Source organism: Streptomyces sp. NPDC027663, from assembly GCF_055566415.1.
Genome location: NZ_JBVHSK010000008.1, coordinates 107,683 through 123,824, shown reverse-complemented (window position 1 = coordinate 123,824; position 16,142 = coordinate 107,683). Strand labels below are relative to the sequence as shown.

At 68.9% G+C, this 16,142-nt stretch carries 16 protein-coding genes; 9 read left to right on the top strand and 7 right to left on the bottom strand.

Going from position 1 to position 16,142, the window contains the following annotated elements:
• Nucleotides 1-105: 105 nt before the first annotated feature.
• The 5 genes from ACZ4SF_RS22265 to dnaA all read right to left on the bottom strand — a co-directional run bounded on the left by ACZ4SF_RS22265 (nt 106) and on the right by dnaA (nt 7,190).
• Nucleotides 106-663 (bottom strand): DciA family protein, encoded by a 558-nt coding sequence (locus ACZ4SF_RS22265; RefSeq protein WP_468387095.1) that lies wholly within the window; start codon nt 661-663, stop codon nt 106-108.
• Nucleotides 660-1,781 (bottom strand): DNA replication/repair protein RecF, encoded by a 1,122-nt coding sequence (recF, locus tag ACZ4SF_RS22260; RefSeq protein WP_468387092.1) that lies wholly within the window; start codon nt 1,779-1,781, stop codon nt 660-662. The genes ACZ4SF_RS22265 and recF overlap by 4 nt, the downstream gene beginning before the upstream one ends.
• Before the next feature lie 53 nt (nt 1,782-1,834).
• Entirely contained in the window at nt 1,835-2,710 is an 876-nt protein-coding gene (gnd, locus tag ACZ4SF_RS22255; RefSeq protein WP_468387090.1) for a phosphogluconate dehydrogenase (NAD(+)-dependent, decarboxylating), read from the bottom strand.
• Nucleotides 2,711-2,917: 207 nt separating this feature from the next.
• Nucleotides 2,918-4,048 (bottom strand): DNA polymerase III subunit beta, encoded by a 1,131-nt coding sequence (dnaN, locus tag ACZ4SF_RS22250; protein ID WP_208033201.1) that lies wholly within the window; start codon nt 4,046-4,048, stop codon nt 2,918-2,920.
• Nucleotides 4,049-5,231: 1,183 nt separating this feature from the next.
• Nucleotides 5,232-7,190 (bottom strand): chromosomal replication initiator protein DnaA, encoded by a 1,959-nt coding sequence (dnaA, locus tag ACZ4SF_RS22245; protein WP_468387086.1) that lies wholly within the window; start codon nt 7,188-7,190, stop codon nt 5,232-5,234.
• 373 nt (nt 7,191-7,563) lie between these two features.
• Here dnaA and rpmH point away from each other — a divergent pair, with 373 nt between their 5' ends.
• From rpmH to ACZ4SF_RS22200, 9 genes are all read left to right on the top strand, one after another.
• Nucleotides 7,564-7,701, top strand: a complete 138-nt coding sequence (gene rpmH / locus ACZ4SF_RS22240) for a 50S ribosomal protein L34 (protein ID WP_003956500.1) — start codon at nt 7,564-7,566, stop codon at nt 7,699-7,701.
• Between the two features lie 21 nt (nt 7,702-7,722).
• A complete protein-coding gene (gene rnpA / locus ACZ4SF_RS22235) occupies nt 7,723-8,094 on the top strand; it encodes a ribonuclease P protein component (protein WP_468387083.1) in 372 nt (123 codons plus the stop codon).
• Nucleotides 8,091-8,456 (top strand): membrane protein insertion efficiency factor YidD, encoded by a 366-nt coding sequence (gene yidD / locus ACZ4SF_RS22230; protein WP_468387080.1) that lies wholly within the window; start codon nt 8,091-8,093, stop codon nt 8,454-8,456. The genes rnpA and yidD overlap by 4 nt, the downstream gene beginning before the upstream one ends.
• A 3-nt stretch (nt 8,457-8,459) precedes the next feature.
• Nucleotides 8,460-9,740: a membrane protein insertase YidC gene (gene yidC, locus ACZ4SF_RS22225; RefSeq protein ID WP_468387077.1), complete on the top strand. Its 1,281-nt coding sequence runs from the start codon at nt 8,460-8,462 to the stop codon at nt 9,738-9,740.
• A gap of 15 nt (nt 9,741-9,755) precedes the next feature.
• On the top strand, nt 9,756-10,268 hold the full coding sequence (locus ACZ4SF_RS22220; RefSeq protein WP_365710398.1) for a Jag family protein: 513 nt from the start codon (nt 9,756-9,758) through the stop codon (nt 10,266-10,268).
• Nucleotides 10,269-10,385: 117 nt separating this feature from the next.
• Nucleotides 10,386-11,102: a 16S rRNA (guanine(527)-N(7))-methyltransferase RsmG gene (rsmG, locus tag ACZ4SF_RS22215; RefSeq protein WP_468387073.1), complete on the top strand. Its 717-nt coding sequence runs from the start codon at nt 10,386-10,388 to the stop codon at nt 11,100-11,102.
• A gap of 344 nt (nt 11,103-11,446) precedes the next feature.
• Nucleotides 11,447-12,520 (top strand): ParA family protein, encoded by a 1,074-nt coding sequence (locus ACZ4SF_RS22210; protein WP_468387589.1) that lies wholly within the window; start codon nt 11,447-11,449, stop codon nt 12,518-12,520.
• On the top strand, nt 12,517-13,611 hold the full coding sequence (locus ACZ4SF_RS22205; protein ID WP_468387070.1) for a ParB/RepB/Spo0J family partition protein: 1,095 nt from the start codon (nt 12,517-12,519) through the stop codon (nt 13,609-13,611). Before ACZ4SF_RS22210 ends, ACZ4SF_RS22205 begins: the two co-directional genes overlap by 4 nt.
• A gap of 322 nt (nt 13,612-13,933) precedes the next feature.
• Nucleotides 13,934-14,551, top strand: a complete 618-nt coding sequence (locus ACZ4SF_RS22200) for a GNAT family N-acetyltransferase (RefSeq protein ID WP_468387067.1) — start codon at nt 13,934-13,936, stop codon at nt 14,549-14,551.
• 96 nt (nt 14,552-14,647) lie between these two features.
• Here the strand turns inward: ACZ4SF_RS22200 and trxA are convergent, their stop codons facing one another.
• Entirely contained in the window at nt 14,648-14,980 is a 333-nt protein-coding gene (gene trxA, locus ACZ4SF_RS22195; protein WP_468387064.1) for a thioredoxin, read from the bottom strand.
• 48 nt (nt 14,981-15,028) lie between these two features.
• The gene (gene trxB, locus ACZ4SF_RS22190; RefSeq protein ID WP_468387061.1) at nt 15,029-16,000 is read right to left on the bottom strand and encodes a thioredoxin-disulfide reductase; all 972 of its coding nucleotides are present in this window, start codon (nt 15,998-16,000) and stop codon (nt 15,029-15,031) included.
• Between the last annotated feature and the right edge of the window lie 142 nt (nt 16,001-16,142).

The following is a 16,142-nucleotide window of genomic DNA, read 5'->3' as shown; positions in this document are numbered from 1 at the left end:
CGACGGCATGCCGGGACGATCTCCGAGACGTGAGGTACGTCACCTGCGCAACAACAGCCTCGCGGCCGTCTCCCGGCCCCTTCACACCCGCCCCGGGCCCGCCCGTCAGCCGTAGGTGTCGCCGGGCCCGGTGCTTCCCGGGGCGCGCAGCGGGCCGTAGCGGCGACTCTGGCCGCCCGGGTTGAGCACCTTGATCATCCGTACGCTGCCGTGCCCGAGGTCCTCGTTGAGCCGGGCCACCAGCGTGGGGGCGAGCACGCGCAGCTGGGTCGCCCAGGCCGTCGAGTCGCACTGCACCGTCAGCACCCGCTCGTCCTCGTCGTAGCGCTGCGGCACACAGTGCTTGGCCAGGTCCTCGCCGACGATCTGCGGCCAGCGGCCCATCACTCCGCCGACCGCCGCGGGGGTCTCCCAGCCGCGCTCGGTGATCAGCCGGTTGATCGCAGCGCCCAGCGCCATCGGATCACGGCCGTCGGCGCCCGCGCCGGAGCGCAGGCCTCCGCCGCGCCGCGCCTGCTTCTTCTGTCGCGCCGCGTCCCCACGCGCGCGTGCCTGCTCCTTCGCGGCGCGCAGCGCCACGCGCGCGAGGTCGACACCGGAGGGCTCCTTCTTGCCCTGCTTGTCCCTCTTGTCCCGGGCAGGGGTGGGTTCCCCGGTGCTCATACCCGCTCCACCGTCCCGTCGGCCACCACGTACCGGGCGCCGGCCAGCACATCCGGTACGTCGTCGTCCACGGCCGCGGTGACCAGCACCTGCTCGCCGGGCGCGACCAGCTCCGCCAGCCGTTCCCGGCGGCGGGCGTCCAGCTCGGCGAAGACGTCGTCCAGGATCAGCACCGGCTCGTTGCCCTCGGCACGCAACAGGTCGTAGGAGGCCAGCCGCAGGGCGAGGGCGTACGACCAGGACTCGCCGTGCGAGGCGTACCCCTTCGCCGGAAGCTGCCCCAACTTGAGCAGCAGGTCGTCCCGGTGCGGTCCGGCGAGCGTGACACCACGCTCGATCTCCTGCTTGCGCACCTCCGTGAGGGCCGCCATCAGCTGGGCGTAGAGGTCCTCGCGCGTGTGGGCCTCACCGGGCGCCGACGGCTTGTACTCCAGCGCGACCGGCCCGCCGCCGGGGGCCAGCTGCTCGTACGCCTTGTCGGCCAGCGGCTGCAGCGCGGCGATCAGGTCGAGCCGCTGGGCGAGCAGCTCGGCACCCGCGCGGGCGAGGTGCTGGTCCCACACGTCGAGCGTGGACAGGTCCATGGACCTGCCACCGTGCCGACGGGCCAGTGCGGCCGTCTTCAGCAGGGTGTTGCGCTGCTTGAGCACCCGCTCGTAGTCCGAGCGCACACCCGCCATCCGCGGGGACCGCGCGGTGATCAGCTCGTCCAGGAACCTCCGCCGCTCCCCGGGATCCCCCTTCACCAGTGCGAGATCCTCGGGCGCGAACAGCACGGTCCGTACGATGCCCAGCACGTCCCGCGGCCTGACCTGCGAGGACCGGTTGATCCGGGCGCGGTTGGCCCGGCCCGGATTCAGCTCCAGCTCGATCAGCTGCTGCCGGTCGCCCTGCCGGACCTGCGCCCGGACGACCGCCCGCTCGGCGCCCATGCGGACCAGCGGCGCGTCGGAAGCGACCCGGTGACTGCCGAGCGTGGCCAGATACCCGACCGCTTCCACCAGGTTGGTCTTGCCCTGCCCGTTGGGACCGACGAAGGCGGTGACGCCCGGGTCGAGCGGGACCTCGGCCCGGGCGTACGAGCGGAAGTCGGCCAGCGAAAGATGCGTGACATGCATGGTCGTCCCGCCGACCTCCCCCAGGGTTGTGGATCGCCGAGCGACCCTGTGGATTACTTCTTCTCTACGGCGTGGCCGCCGAACTGGTTGCGCAGCGCGGCGATCATCTTCATCTGCGGCGAGTCCTCCTGCCGGGAGGCGAACCGCGCGAACAGCGACGCGGTGATCGCGGGCAGCGGCACCGCGTTGTCGATCGCGGCTTCCACAGTCCAGCGTCCCTCACCGGAGTCCTGTGCATAACCGCGCAGGCCTTCCAGGTGCTCGTCCTCGTCGAGGGCGTTCACCGCGAGGTCCAGCAGCCAGGACCGGATGACGGTGCCCTCCTGCCACGAGCGGAACACCTCGCGGACGTCCGTGACGGAGTCGACCTTCTCCAGCAGCTCCCAACCCTCGGCGTAGGCCTGCATCATCGCGTACTCGATGCCGTTGTGGACCATCTTCGCGAAGTGGCCCGCGCCGACCTTGCCGGCGTGCACCGCACCGAAGTCGCCCTCCGGCTTGAGCGCGTCGAAGACCGGCTGCACCTTGGCGACGTTCTCGGCGTCGCCGCCGTACATCAGCGCGTACCCGTTCTCCAGGCCCCAGACGCCACCGGAGACACCGCAGTCGACGAAGCCTATGCCCTTGGCGGCCAGTTCCCCGGCGTGCTTCTCGTCGTCCGTCCAGCGGGAGTTGCCGCCGTCCACGACCACGTCACCGGGCTCCAGCAGTTCGGCCAGCCGGTCGATGGTCGACTGCGTCGCGTCACCGGCCGGGACCATCACCCAGACCACGCGCGGGCCGCTGAGCTTGCCCACAAGCTCTTCCAGGCTGTGGACATCCGCGAGGTCCGCGTTGCGGTCGTATCCGATGACGGTGTGGCCCGCGCGGCGGATCCGCTCGCGCATGTTGCCGCCCATCTTGCCGAGGCCGACGAGACCGAGCTCCATCAGTTGTGTTCCTTAGGTCGCTGTGTGGCGTGAGAGGCACCCGAGTGCCGTGCCGAGCCTAAACCCGGACGCTCGTGCACAGCTGTGGGCATAGGCGCTCACCTGGGAAGACACCCCGGGCACGGGCCGGCGAACCCACTCCGTCGGCAGCGACGGTGCCGGGCGCCCACACCGGGCAGCCGGCACCGTGCACAGCTGTGGAAACCGTCAGCCGCTGAGCCGCACCGGCATGATCAGGTACTTGTACGCGTCGTCGGCCTCCGCATCCAGCGCCGGCTTCCCGCTGAGCAGCGCCGGCTTCGTGGACGTCGTGAACGACAGCTGCGCCACCGGGGAGTCGATCGCGCTCAGGCCGTCCAGCAGGAACGTCGGGTTGAAGGCGATCGAGATGTCGTCGCCCTCCAACTGCGCGTCGACCCTTTCCACAGCCTGTGCATCGTCGCTGGACCCGGCCTCGAGGATCAGCACACCCTGCTCGAAGCTCAGCCGCACCGGCGTGTTCCGCTCGGCCACCAGCGCCACACGCTTGACGGCCTCCACGAAGGGCGCGGTCTCGATCACGGCGACGGAGTTGAACTCGGTCGGGAACAGCGTGCGGTACTTCGGCAGGTCGCCCTCGAGCAGCCGCGTGGTCGTACGACGCCCCGCGCCCTCGAAACCGATCAGGCCCTCGCCCGCGCCCGAGCCGGACAGCGCCAGCGTGACGCTGTCGCCCGCGCCCAGCGACTTGGCGGTGTCCAGCAGCGTCTTGGCGGGCACCAGGGCGACCGCGGAGGCGTCCGGGTTCTCCGGCTTCCACAGGAACTCGCGGACCGCGAACCGGTAACGGTCGGTGGAGGCCAGGGTGACCGTGTCGCCCTCGATCTCGATGCGCACACCGGTGAGCACCGGGAGCGTGTCGTCACGGCCGGCGGCGATGGCCACCTGGGAGACGGCGGCGGCGAAGACCTCACCGGGGACGGTGCCCGTGGCGTTCGGCATCTGCGGCAGCGCCGGGTACTCCTCCACAGGCAGGGTGTGGAGGGTGAACCGGGAGGAGCCGCAGACCACGGTCGCCCGTACACCGTCTGTGGAAATCTCCACCGGCCGGTTGGGCAGAGCACGGGAGATGTCGGCGAGCAGGCGGCCGGAGACGAGGACGGTGCCCTCCTCCTCGACCTCCGCCTCGACGTTGACGCGCGCGGAGACCTCGTAGTCGAAGCTTGACAGGCTCAGCTGGCCGTCCTCGGCCTTCAGCAGCAGGCCGGCGAGGACAGGCGCCGGCGGACGGGCCGGGAGGCTGCGTGCAGCCCACGCCACTGCCTCCGCGAGTACGTCGCGTTCCACCCGGATCTTCACCGTAAGCCGCCTCCTGCTGTTGCTACTGAGTCCTCCGACTCGGTGTCACCGCCCACTGGGACGGGAAGGACACCGGGGACCAGTCTGACGCACCGCACTGACAGTAGGTGCCTGTCGGGGTCAAGTCGGTCCGAGGGGCAGCCGGGCTCGAGACGGCGAGTTGTGCACAGGCCCCGCTTCCAAACGATTGCCGAGCTCTCTCTAGTCGGGAGTAGTAGTAGGGCCTGTGGATACCGTGGATAACCACGTTTGCCCAGCTCAGCACGCATATTTTGTCCACCGGCCCTGTGGGTGGAGGCAGTGGACAACCGGGGCTCTCTGTGGAGAACGGAAAGTTCTGCACACACCGCCCACAGGTCGGGGGCAGTTCTCCCCAGCTGTGTCCCCAGGAATACCCACGTTTCCCACACCCCAACCCGGCAGCTTCGTGTGACGGCTTTCACTCGACGCGGTGAGGGAGGGCGTCGCGTTGCCGAACAGTGGACAGCCGTGTGGAGAAGCCGGGGTTTGCTGGGGACAACCGGCCCCAGCCTGTGGGGTGCCCGTGGAAAACCTCGTGCACAGGCTGTGGAGCTTCGCGTTTTCCACAGTCTGTGGAGATCGTTCGTCCACGATTCCACAGGCTCCTGAGCTGGGCACAAGCCCCAGAGCCAGCCTCCCTGTGGACGCAGTTCGGGACAACTCCACAGTCCCCAGGATGTGGACGGAAGAAAGTCACCGAATCTGTGGAGAGTGGCCGTAACCCGGCAAGTATTCGAACACCGGATGACACGGAGGAACGCTGCACATCCAGCAGCCGGACCCTGCCGAGCCCGCGTGGCCCGCGGCCGGCGGTGCCGAGGTGGCCACGAGCACCGGTGCCCACGAGGCCGCGGACAGCCGTGCCCACGAGGCTGCGGACAGCCATGTCCACGTAGCCGCGGGCAGCCGTGTCCCCGAGGCCGCGGGCAGTCATGCCCACGTAGCTGCGGGCAGTCGTGCCGCTGGGGCGGCACGGGTGGGCGCAGCGGCACCCCGCAAGCGCGGGCCAGCCCCCTGCCCGGCACCGGCGCCCGCCACCGGCTCCCGGCACCAGCGCCGGGCACCCCGGAGACGCACCCCGCCCGCAGCAACGCAAAAGGGCGCCTCAGGGACCGGAATCCCGAAGGCGCCCTCGGCGTCGGCGCATGGCTCCCGCCGGACGTCAGCCGTTCTTGATGCGGTTCGTCAGCTCCGTCACCTGGTTGTAGATCGAGCGCCGCTCGGCCATCAGCGCGCGGATCTTCCGGTCGGCGTGCATGACGGTCGTGTGGTCACGGCCACCGAACTGCGCGCCGATCTTCGGCAGGGACAGGTCCGTCAGCTCCCGGCACAGGTACATGGCGATCTGCCGGGCCGTGACCAGCTGGCGGCCCCGCGAGCTGCCGCACAGGTCCTCGACCGTGAGCCCGAAGTAGTCCGCGGTGGCCGCCATGATGGCCGTCGCGGTGATCTCCGGCGTCGAGTCCTCGCCCCCGGGGATCAGGTCCTTCAGGACGATCTCGGTCAGGCCCAGGTCCACCGGCTGCCGGTTCAGCGAGGCGAACGCCGTCACCCGGATCAGCGCGCCCTCCAGCTCCCGGATGTTCCGCGAGATCCGGGACGCGATGAACTCCAGCACCTCCGGCGGCGCGTTCAGCTGCTCCTGCACCGCCTTCTTGCGCAGGATCGCGATGCGGGTCTCCAGCTCGGGCGGCTGGACGTCGGTGATCAGACCCCACTCGAACCGGTTGCGCAGCCGGTCCTCCAGCGTGACCAGCTGCTTGGGCGGCCGGTCGCTGGAGAGCACGATCTGCTTGTTGGCGTTGTGGAGCGTGTTGAAGGTGTGGAAGAACTCCTCCTGCGTCGACTCCTTGTCCGCGAGGAACTGGATGTCGTCGACGAGCAGGATGTCCATCTCCCGGTAGCGCTTGCGGAAGCTGTCGCCCTTGCCGTCGCGGATGGAGTTGATGAACTCGTTGGTGAACTCCTCCGAGCTGACGTACCGCACACGCGTGCCCGGGTAGAGGCTGCGCGCGTAGTGCCCGATCGCGTGCAGCAGATGTGTCTTGCCGAGCCCCGACTCCCCGTAGATGAACAGGGGGTTGTACGCCTTCGCCGGCGCCTCGGCGACCGCGACCGCCGCCGCGTGCGCGAACCGGTTGGAGGCGCCGATGACGAACGTGTCGAACAGGTACTTGGGGTTCAGCCGCGCGGTCGGCTCACCGGGGCCGCTCGCCGGTGCCGGCTGCGCGGCCGGCGGGGCCGGTGAACCCGTCGCGGGCCCGTCCGGGCGGCCGGGGCCGCCGCGGTGCACCGGCTCGTCGGGCCGCTCACGGCGGACGGGGTCGCGCTGGTCGTACTCGGTCCGGGCCGGGTCGTACTCGCCGCGCGGGGCGTCGTAGTCGGGGCGGGACCGCTCGTAGTCCCGCGGTTCGTAGTCCGCGCGCGGGGTGTCGTACTCGCCACGCTGCTGCTCGTACGGCGGCCGGTCCATGCCCTGGGGGCGGTAGTCCTGGGACGGCGAGCCGTAGGCGTCCGCACCGGAACGGTAGTCGTCCTGGGACGAGGGCGAGGCGTACGGGTCGCGCTCGGGAAAGCCCAGCCGCTGCTGCTGCCAGCCGTACTCGTCCTGCCCGGGGCGCGGCCAGGCACCGGGCTCGGGGCGCTGGTACTCGGACGGGTAGGCAGGGCGGGCGGTCGGCAGCTGGTCCTGGCGGCCCGGCGGAAGCTGCTCGGGGCTCGGGAGCTGGTCGGCGCCGCGGTGGCGGCCGTAGCCCTCGTACGGGCCGGACGGCAGCTCCGGCTCCTCGTAGCGGGACTTGGGCGGCTGCTGGGCGGAGGGTGCCGCGGGCGCCGGCGGTTCCCCCGCCGAGTCGTCCACGGTGATCGCGATCCGGATGGGGCGGCCGCACTCACGGCTCAGGGTCTCGCTGACGATGGGCGCGAGACGGCCCTCCAGTACGTTCTTCGCGAATTCGTTCGGTACGGCCAGCAGGGCGGTGTCCGCGACCAGCGCGAGCGGCTGGCAGCGCCGGATCCAGTGCTCGTCCTTCGCCTCGACACCCTGACCGCGGCCCTCACCGAGGAGCTGCTCCAGTACTCGTGGCCACACTGCGGCAAGATCGGCAGGTACGTCAGCCACAGGGCACGCTCTCTCACAGGTCCCACGAACGTGTGGTTCGCGGACGGGTCGGGATGAATATCGGGTCGGCTGGGGATAAAGGAACGAATCGGAGTCCAGCCACGGTAGTCAGCGCGGCGGGTACGGTTCAAGTTGTTGTCCCCAGCCTGTGGACAGTGTCTCTCGGTCGCCCCCGGTTTGACCGGATGGCGTAGCCCCGCGTACCGTAACCAGGTCGAGTTGTCGATGGCTGCTGCCGCCTGCCTCCGATGGGCACAGATCACGTCAGGTGATCGGGAAGCGGTGCACTCGGGCGTGACGCGAGCTACTCGTGGGCGCACGGTGACAGCCAGGACGGCCACCCGCCACTACCGAATCTTTCTGGAGCCCCCGAGTGAGCAAGCGCACCTTCCAGCCGAACAACCGTCGTCGCGCGAAGACCCACGGCTTCCGGCTGCGTATGCGCACCCGTGCCGGCCGCGCGATTCTCGCGTCCCGCCGTAGCAAGGGTCGCGCCCGCCTGTCCGCCTGATCCCGATCAGGTCATGACGTCGTGCTGCCCACCGAGAACCGGCTGAGGCGGCGCGAGGACTTCGCGACCGCGGTACGGCGAGGGCGCCGGGCAGGCCGCCCGTCCCTCGTCGTCCACCTTCGTAGCGGTGCCACGGACCCGCACGCGCCTGGGGAGAGCGCTCCCCCGACGCGTGCGGGTTTCGTCGTGAGCAAGGCCGTGGGTGGCGCGGTCGTGCGCAACACAGTGAAGCGCAGACTGCGCCATCTGATGCGTGACCGAGTCGCCCTGTTTCCCCCCGGTAGCCTGGTAGTCGTACGAGCGCTGCCCGGAGCGGGCGACGCAGACCACGCACAGCTGGCCCGAGACCTGGACGCCGCCCTTCAGCGGCTGCTGGGAGGGGGCGCGCGATGAAGTACCCGCTGCTGGCTCTGATCAAGCTGTACCAGTGGACGATCAGTCCACTGCTTGGGCCGGTGTGCAAGTACTACCCGTCGTGCTCCCACTACGGCTACACGGCCATCGACCGGCACGGTGCGATCAAGGGAACGGCACTCACCGCCTGGCGCATCCTCCGGTGCAATCCGTGGTCGCTCGGCGGTGTGGACCATGTTCCGCCGCGAAAGCGCCCGCGGTGGCACGAAATGCTGCGCAACGCCTGGAGCGCACGCAGGGGCGGGCCCTCCGCCGCCGAACCGGCCACCGAAGCGAAGCTCGTTCCCGAGTCTCCTTCGAGCCCGGCCGCAGAGACCTCGTCCCATGCCCAAGGAGCATGATTAGTGGACACGATTGCCAGCCTCTTCAGCTTCATCACGACACCCGTCTCATGGGTCATCGTCCAGTTCCACACGGTGTACGGCGCCATCTTCGGCCCTGACACCGGATGGGCCTGGGGCCTGTCCATCGTGTCCCTGGTGATCCTGATCCGCATCTGCCTGATCCCGCTCTTCGTGAAGCAGATCAAGGCGACCCGGGCCATGCAGACGCTGCAGCCCGAGATGAAGAAGATCCAGGAGCGTTACAAGAACGACAAGCAGCGCCAGTCCGAAGAGATGATGAAGCTGTACAAGGAGTCGGGTACCAACCCGCTCTCCTCGTGCCTTCCCATCCTGGCGCAGTCCCCGTTCTTCTTCGCCCTGTACCACGTGCTCAACGGCATCGCGTCGAACAAGACCATCGGTGTGATCGACCAGGGTCTGCTGGAGAGTGCCCAGAAGGCGCACATCTTCGGTGCCCCGCTCGCCTCCAAGTTCTTCAGCAGTGAGAGCCAGGTCACCGCGCTCAACGCCTCGCTGACCGACGTCCGCGTCGTGACGGCGATCATGATCGTGCTGATGTCGGCGTCGCAGTTCTACACGCAGCGCCAGCTGATGACGAAGAACGTCGACACCACCGTGAAGACGCCGTTCATGCAGCAGCAGAAGATGCTGATGTACGTCTTCCCGGTCATGTTCGCCGTCTTCGGTGTGAACTTCCCCGTCGGTGTCCTCGTCTACTGGCTGACCACCAACGTGTGGACCATGGGCCAGCAGATGTACGTCATCCGCAACAACCCGACCCCGGGTTCCAAGGCCCAGGCCGCCTACCTGGAGCGCCTGACCAAGCACGTCACGCAGCACGGCAAGGTCCGCCGGCGCAGCGAGAAGGCCATCGTCAAGGCGATCGTCACCAAGGGCCGGGACCGCAACGAGTTCGAGCGCAAGTTCGTCAACGCGCTGAACAAGGCCGGTCTCGTCGCCCAGGCCGACGGCACCGTGGCGAAGAGCGCGGCCCAGGCCGCGGCGCAGGCCGAGGACGGTGCCGTCGCCGGCACCACCACGGCCACGGCCACCGCCGCCCGGCGCCAGCAGCCCAAGCGTCAGAGCAAGGCCCAGCGTCAGTCCGGCGGTACCAAGCAGGCGGGGGACTCCCCGTCGCTGGAGAAGTCCGACGAGCCGCAGGACGCCAAGCCCGCTGCCGCAAAGCAGCCCGAGAAGCCCGGCTCCGGCACCCGCAGCAAGGCCCAGTCCGGCCAGCGCAAGGGTGGCCCGCAGCGGCCCAAGTCCCCGTCCAAGAAGTAAGAAGGAGCCCATCCCGTGACGGAAGGCACCACCTCCGCCGCTGCCGAGGGTGCAGACACCCTCACCCGCCTGGAGCAGGAGGGTGAGATCGCGGCGGACTACCTGGAGGGTCTGCTGGACATCGCCGACCTCGACGGCGACATCGACATGGACGTCGAGGCCGACCGCGCCTCCGTGTCGATCATCAGCGACAGCGGCAGCCGCGACCTGCAGAAGCTGGTCGGCCGGGACGGCGAGGTGCTGGAGGCGCTGCAGGAGCTGACGCGCCTTGCGGTGCACCGGGAGACCGGGGACCGCAGCCGGCTGATGCTGGACATCGCGGGGTACCGGGCCAAGAAGCGGGCCGAGCTGTCCGAGCTGGGCGCCAAGGCCGCCGCCGAGGTGAAGAGCACCGGCGAGCCCGTGAAGCTCAAGCCGATGACCCCGTTCGAGCGCAAGGTCGTGCACGACGCGGTCAAGTCCGCGGGACTGCGCAGCGAGTCCGAGGGCGAGGAGCCGCAGCGCTTCGTCGTCGTACTGCCCGCCTGATCGGCCCCCTGGTTTCACCGGCCCCGTCTGTTGAGCAGGCGGGGCCGAATTTTGTCAGCCTGGTAGTTCTGGTGGCCGGTGCGCGAAGCGCCGGCGCTGTACGGAAGGACGGTCCCCGTGACGGAGGCAGCGGAGCTTCCCCCCGCGCCCGAACAGGCGCGGGAAGTGTTTGGTGATCGCTTCGCCGATGCGGTCCGCTATGCGGAGCTGCTCGCCGAGGCGGGCGTGCAGCGAGGCCTGATCGGCCCCCGGGAGGTGCCCCGCCTGTGGGAGCGGCACCTGCTGAACTGTGCGGTGCTCTCCGAGGCTGTCCCGGAGGGCGTGACGGTCTGCGACGTCGGCTCGGGTGCCGGGCTGCCGGGCATCCCGCTGGCCTTGGTCCGTGACGACCTGAACATCACCCTGCTGGAGCCCTTGCTGCGGCGCACCAACTTCCTCACCGAGGTCGTCGAGCTGCTGGGCCTGGACCACGTCACCGTGGTGCGTGGCCGAGCCGAGGAGGTCATGGGCAAGCTGCCGCCGGTCCATGTCGTGACCGCCCGGGCCGTGGCCCCGCTGGACCGCCTGGCCACCTGGGGCATTCCTCTGCTGCGCCCGTACGGCGAGATGCTCGCGCTGAAGGGCGATACCGCCGAGGAGGAGCTGAAGGCTGCGGCCACCGCGCTCACCAAGCTCGGCGCGGTCGAGACGTCCATCCTGCATGTGGGTGAGGGCGTGGTGGACCCGCTCTCCACCGTGGTGCGGGTCGAGGTCGGGGAGAGCCCGGGTGGTGTCCGCTTCGCCGCGAAGCGCGCCAAGGCGGCCCGTACCGGCCGAGCCCGTCGCCGCCGGTGAACCGATGGACGGACATTGCTGATCCGTCCTGACGACGAGACGTACTCCACACAAGCTGCCAAACGTACGCAAGCCGGAGTGTCGCAGAGATCCGGTCGCAGCCGCTGTGCATCGTGTTTCACGTGAAACGTCGCTCACTGCTGCACGGCATCATCAGTCGTGGCCGCGCTGCGGCCGAACCCCGCGACCGAAAGCCTCTTGGCGCTCTCGGGGAGGCTCCTGTTTCCCGGGACACTCCGTCTCCGGCGCCGGACGCTCCGCCCTCCTCAGGGGGTGCGGAGCTGTCCACAGAGGTGGATTTCTCCACAGAACACCAGGCCTCACTGGTTCACGACCCCGAAGACATGGGAGGCTCTGTTCATTGCGAGCCTGAAGTCGAGGAGAGTGAATCCTTGCGGTCCGACGCCAACATCGCGGGACCGATGACCGATCCGGTCCCCGGTCCCCGTACCGAGTCGATGGGGGCGGATGTTTCACGTGAAACACCGTCCCCGATGGACGACACTCCCATCGGTCGAGCGGCCCAACTGGCGGTGGAGGCTCTCGGCCGCGCCGGCGAAGGCCTGCCGCGCCCGGAGCAGACCCGAGTGATCGTGGTCGCCAACCAGAAGGGCGGCGTGGGCAAGACGACGACGACCGTCAACCTTGCCGCTTCGCTGGCTCTGCATGGTGGCCGCGTCCTGGTGATCGACCTCGACCCGCAGGGCAACGCGTCCACGGCCCTGGGGATCGACCACCACGCCGAAGTTCCGTCCATCTATGACGTGTTGGTGGAGAGCAAGCCTCTCGCCGAGGTCGTACAGCCCGTCCCCGATGTCGAAGGTCTCTTCTGCGCCCCCGCCACCATCGATCTCGCTGGTGCGGAGATCGAGTTGGTGTCCCTGGTGGCCCGCGAGAGCCGGTTGCAGCGGGCGATCCAGGCGTACGAGCAGCCGCTGGACTACATCCTCATCGACTGCCCGCCCTCCCTCGGCCTGCTGACGGTCAACGCACTGGTCGCCGGCCAGGAGGTCCTCATCCCGATCCAGTGCGAGTACTACGCACTGGAGGGCTTGGGTCAGCTGCTGCGCAACGTCGACCTGGTGCGGGGCCACCTCAACCCCACGCTGCACGTGTCGACGATCCTGCTCACCATGTACGACGGCCGGACGCGTCTCGCCTCCCAGGTCGCGGAAGAGGTGCGCACTCACTTCGGCGACGAGGTACTGCGGACGAGCATTCCCCGCTCGGTCCGTATCTCCGAGGCGCCGAGTTACGGGCAGACGGTGCTGACTTACGATCCAGGATCGAGCGGTGCCCTCTCGTATCTTGAGGCGGCCCGAGAAATCGCGCTGAAGGGTGTTGGCATCAGCTACGACGCGAGCCAGGCCCACATCGGCGCCCAGAACGACCCAAGCATGGTGGAGGGGATCCAGTGAGTGAGCGACGGAGGGGTCTGGGCCGTGGGCTCGGCGCACTGATCCCCGCTGCCCCGACCGAGAAGAACCCGGCGTCGGCGGCCATGGGGGGCGGAGCATCCACCTCCCCGGCAGCCGTGCCGGTGCTGACGACCGATCGCGGGGTTGCCGCGGCGAAGGTGGCCACATTGCCGCCCGTTGTCCAGGAAACCGAGGTGGCCACGGCGAGCCCGGCGGTGGAGGTGCCCGCAGCTCCGATGGGCGCCCACTTCGCGGAGATCCCGCTCGACGCCATCACGCCGAACCCGCGTCAGCCGCGTGAGATCTTCGATGAGGACGCGCTCCAGGAGCTGATCACCTCCATCCAGGAGGTTGGCCTCCTCCAGCCCGTGGTGGTGCGGCAGCTGGGCCCAGCCCGCTATGAGCTGATCATGGGCGAGCGCCGCTGGCGTGCTTGCCGTGAGGCCGGTCTGGAGGCCATCCCGGCCATCGTCCGGGCTACCGACGACGAGAAGCTTCTTCTGGACGCGCTGCTGGAGAACCTGCACCGTGCGCAGCTGAACCCGATCGAAGAGGCGGCTGCCTACGACCAGCTGCTGAAGGACTTCAACTGCACGCATGACCAGCTGGCCGACCGGATCGGGCGTTCCCGTCCGCAGGTCTCCAACACCCTGCGCCTGCTGAAGCTCTCGCCGACCGTGCAGAAGCGGGTGGCTGCGGGAGTGCTCTCGGCCGGCCACGCCCGGGCGCTGCTGGCCGTGGAGGACTCGGAGGAGCAGGATCGCCTGGCCCACCGGATCGTGGCCGAGGGGCTGTCGGTGCGGTCCGTGGAAGAGATCGTGACGTTGATGGGCTCGCGGCCTCAGAAAGCCGCGCGCTCCCGGGGTCCCCGGGCCGGCTCCGTGCCTTCCCCGGCTCTGAGTGAGCTGGCCACCCGGCTCTCGGACCGCTTCGAGACGCGGGTGAAGGTCGAGCTGGGGCAGAAGAAGGGCAAGATCACCGTCGAGTTCGCCTCCGCGGATGACCTCGAGCGGATCCTCAGCACGCTCGCCCCGGGCGAGAAGCTGGCCCTGCAGAAGAGCCTTCAGGAGAGCGACACCGAGGACGAGTGAGCTTTGGCCGTTGCCGCCCGTGAAGCGGTGGAGCGGGTCGTTTCCGGCGTGTCCGGAACACGGCCCGCTCTTTGCTTCAGGGCGGTATCGAGCTGTTCGCATCGTGGATACGATGCGAACAGCTATGGCACAACCACCGGACAGCAGTTGCATCTCTGAGTGGGGAGACAGGGGCCATGGGATCGATGAGCCGCACCGGACTGGTGAGCGCGGGCCTGGGTCTCGGAGCGGTCGGCGGGTTCGTCGGCAGCCTGCTCAGGGAGCGGAACGCTCTCACAGCCGCTCTGGACGCGGCGGGCGAAGGAAGTGAGGATCAGCCTTCATGGGGCGTCGGCTCGTGCCGCTCACGCTGGACAACCTTCAGGACGTTCCCCCACGCTGTCGCTCGTGCGTCTTCTGGGAACTCGACCCCGTCAGCGGCGAAGCGGCGGTGAAGGCAGGCACGGCCGCGCTGGAGAAGGAAGCCTGGATCTCCGCCGTTCTGCTGGACTGGGGATCGTGTGGCCGGGTGGTCTACGTTGATGACGTGCCGGCAGGATTCGTGCTCTACGCACCGCCGGCCTACGTCCCGCGCTCCACGGCCTTCCCTACGAGCCCGGTCTCACCCGACGCAGTCCAGCTGATCACGGCGTTCGTCATGCCCGGCTACCAAGGGCAGGGGCTGGGGCGGGTGCTTGTGCAGACGGTCGCCAAGGACCTGCTGCGCCGGGGCTTCAAAGCCATCGAGGCGTTCGGTAACGCCCGCTGGAAGGAGCCCGCTTGTCTGCTGCCCGCCGACCATCTGCTGGCCGTCGGCTTCAAGACGGTCCGGCAGCATCCCATGCATCCGCGGCTGCGGCTGGAACTGCGGTCGACGCTCTCCTGGAAGGAAGACGTGGAGATGGCACTCGACCGGCTCCTGGGAGCGGTTCAGAAGGAGCCGGCGCTGAGGCCGCTGTAGCAGTCGTACGTCAACGGATACGGTCTTGCAGACGCCCGTCCCAAGTAAATGGGCCAACCCGCAGGGGGTTGGCCCATTCGTGTTTCACGTGAAACGTCACTCGGCGATGAAGTCTTCGAGGTCGCGGAGCAGCGCGGCCTTGGGCTTGGCGCCGACGATGGTCTTGGCAACCTCGCCGCCCTGGTAGACGTTCAGGGTCGGGATGGACATGACGCCGTACCTGGCGGCCGTGGCCGGGTTCTCGTCGATGTTGAGCTTGACGATCTCGATCTTGTCACCGTACTCGGCGGCGATCGCCTCGAGGGACGGGGCGATCTGACGGCACGGGCCGCACCAGGCCGCCCAGAAGTCCACCAGGACGGGCTTGTCGTTCTTCAGGACGTCCTGATCAAAGGAATCGTCGGTCACAGTCTTCAGGTTGCCGGCCACGGCGGGCTCCTTACCTTGGTCGTGCGTCGGGGGGAGAGAGGTGGGAGGTCAGACGGCGGCGGTCTTCTCGGGCTCCGCCTGCTCCTCGTCCGCGAGAGCGGCGAGGAAGCGCTCGGCGTCCAGAGCGGCGGAGCAGCCGGTGCCGGCCGCGGTGATCGCCTGGCGGTAGGTGTGGTCGACCACGTCGCCGGCGGCGAAGACGCCGCTCAGGTTGGTGCGCGTGGACGGGGAGGCGACCTGCAGGTAGCCCTCCTCGTCCAGGTCCAGCTGACCCTTGAACAGCTCGGTGCGCGGGTCGTGACCGATCGCGATGAACAGACCCGTCACGGGCAGCTCGGACAGTTCACCGGTCTTGAGGTTGCGCAGCTTCAGGCCGGAGAGCTTCTGGTCGCCCTGGATCTCGGCGACCTCGCTGTCCCAGACGAACTTGACCTTCGGGTCCCCGAAGGCGCGCTCCTGCATCGCCTTGGAGGCGCGCAGGGTGTCCCGGCGGTGGACGATCGTCACGGACTTGGCGAACCGCGAGAGGAAGGTGGCCTCCTCCATCGCGGTGTCACCACCGCCGATCACGGCGATGTCCTGGTCCTTGAAGAAGAACCCGTCGCAGGTGGCACACCAGGAGACACCGCGGCCGGAGAGCGCGTCCTCGTTCGGCAGAGCCAGCTTGCGGTGCTGGGAGCCGGTGGTGACGATGACAGCCTTCGCGCGGTGGACGGTGCCCGCAGTGTCGGTGACAGTCTTGATCTCACCGGTCAGGTCAACGGAGACGACGTCGTCCGGAACCAGTTCGGCGCCGAAGCGTTCGGCCTGGGCGCGCATGTTGTCCATGAGGTCGGGGCCCATGATGCCGTCGCGGAAGCCCGGGAAGTTCTCCACCTCGGTGGTGTTCATCAGTGCACCACCCGCGGTGACGGCGCCTTCGAACACCAGGGGCTTCAGCGAGGCACGGGCGGTGTAGAGCGCCGCCGTGTAGCCTGCGGGCCCGGAGCCGATGATGATCACGTTACGGACGTCGCTCACGGCTTGATTCCTCGTCTCTGGTCTGCGTCAGTCGACCGGTGCGAGCCCTTTTCAGGACTCCCACCCCACCCAACGGATCCTACGGGGCCCGCATTCCCAGTGTGTCCGGGCACACGCCTGCCCACGGACGACCGAAGGATTG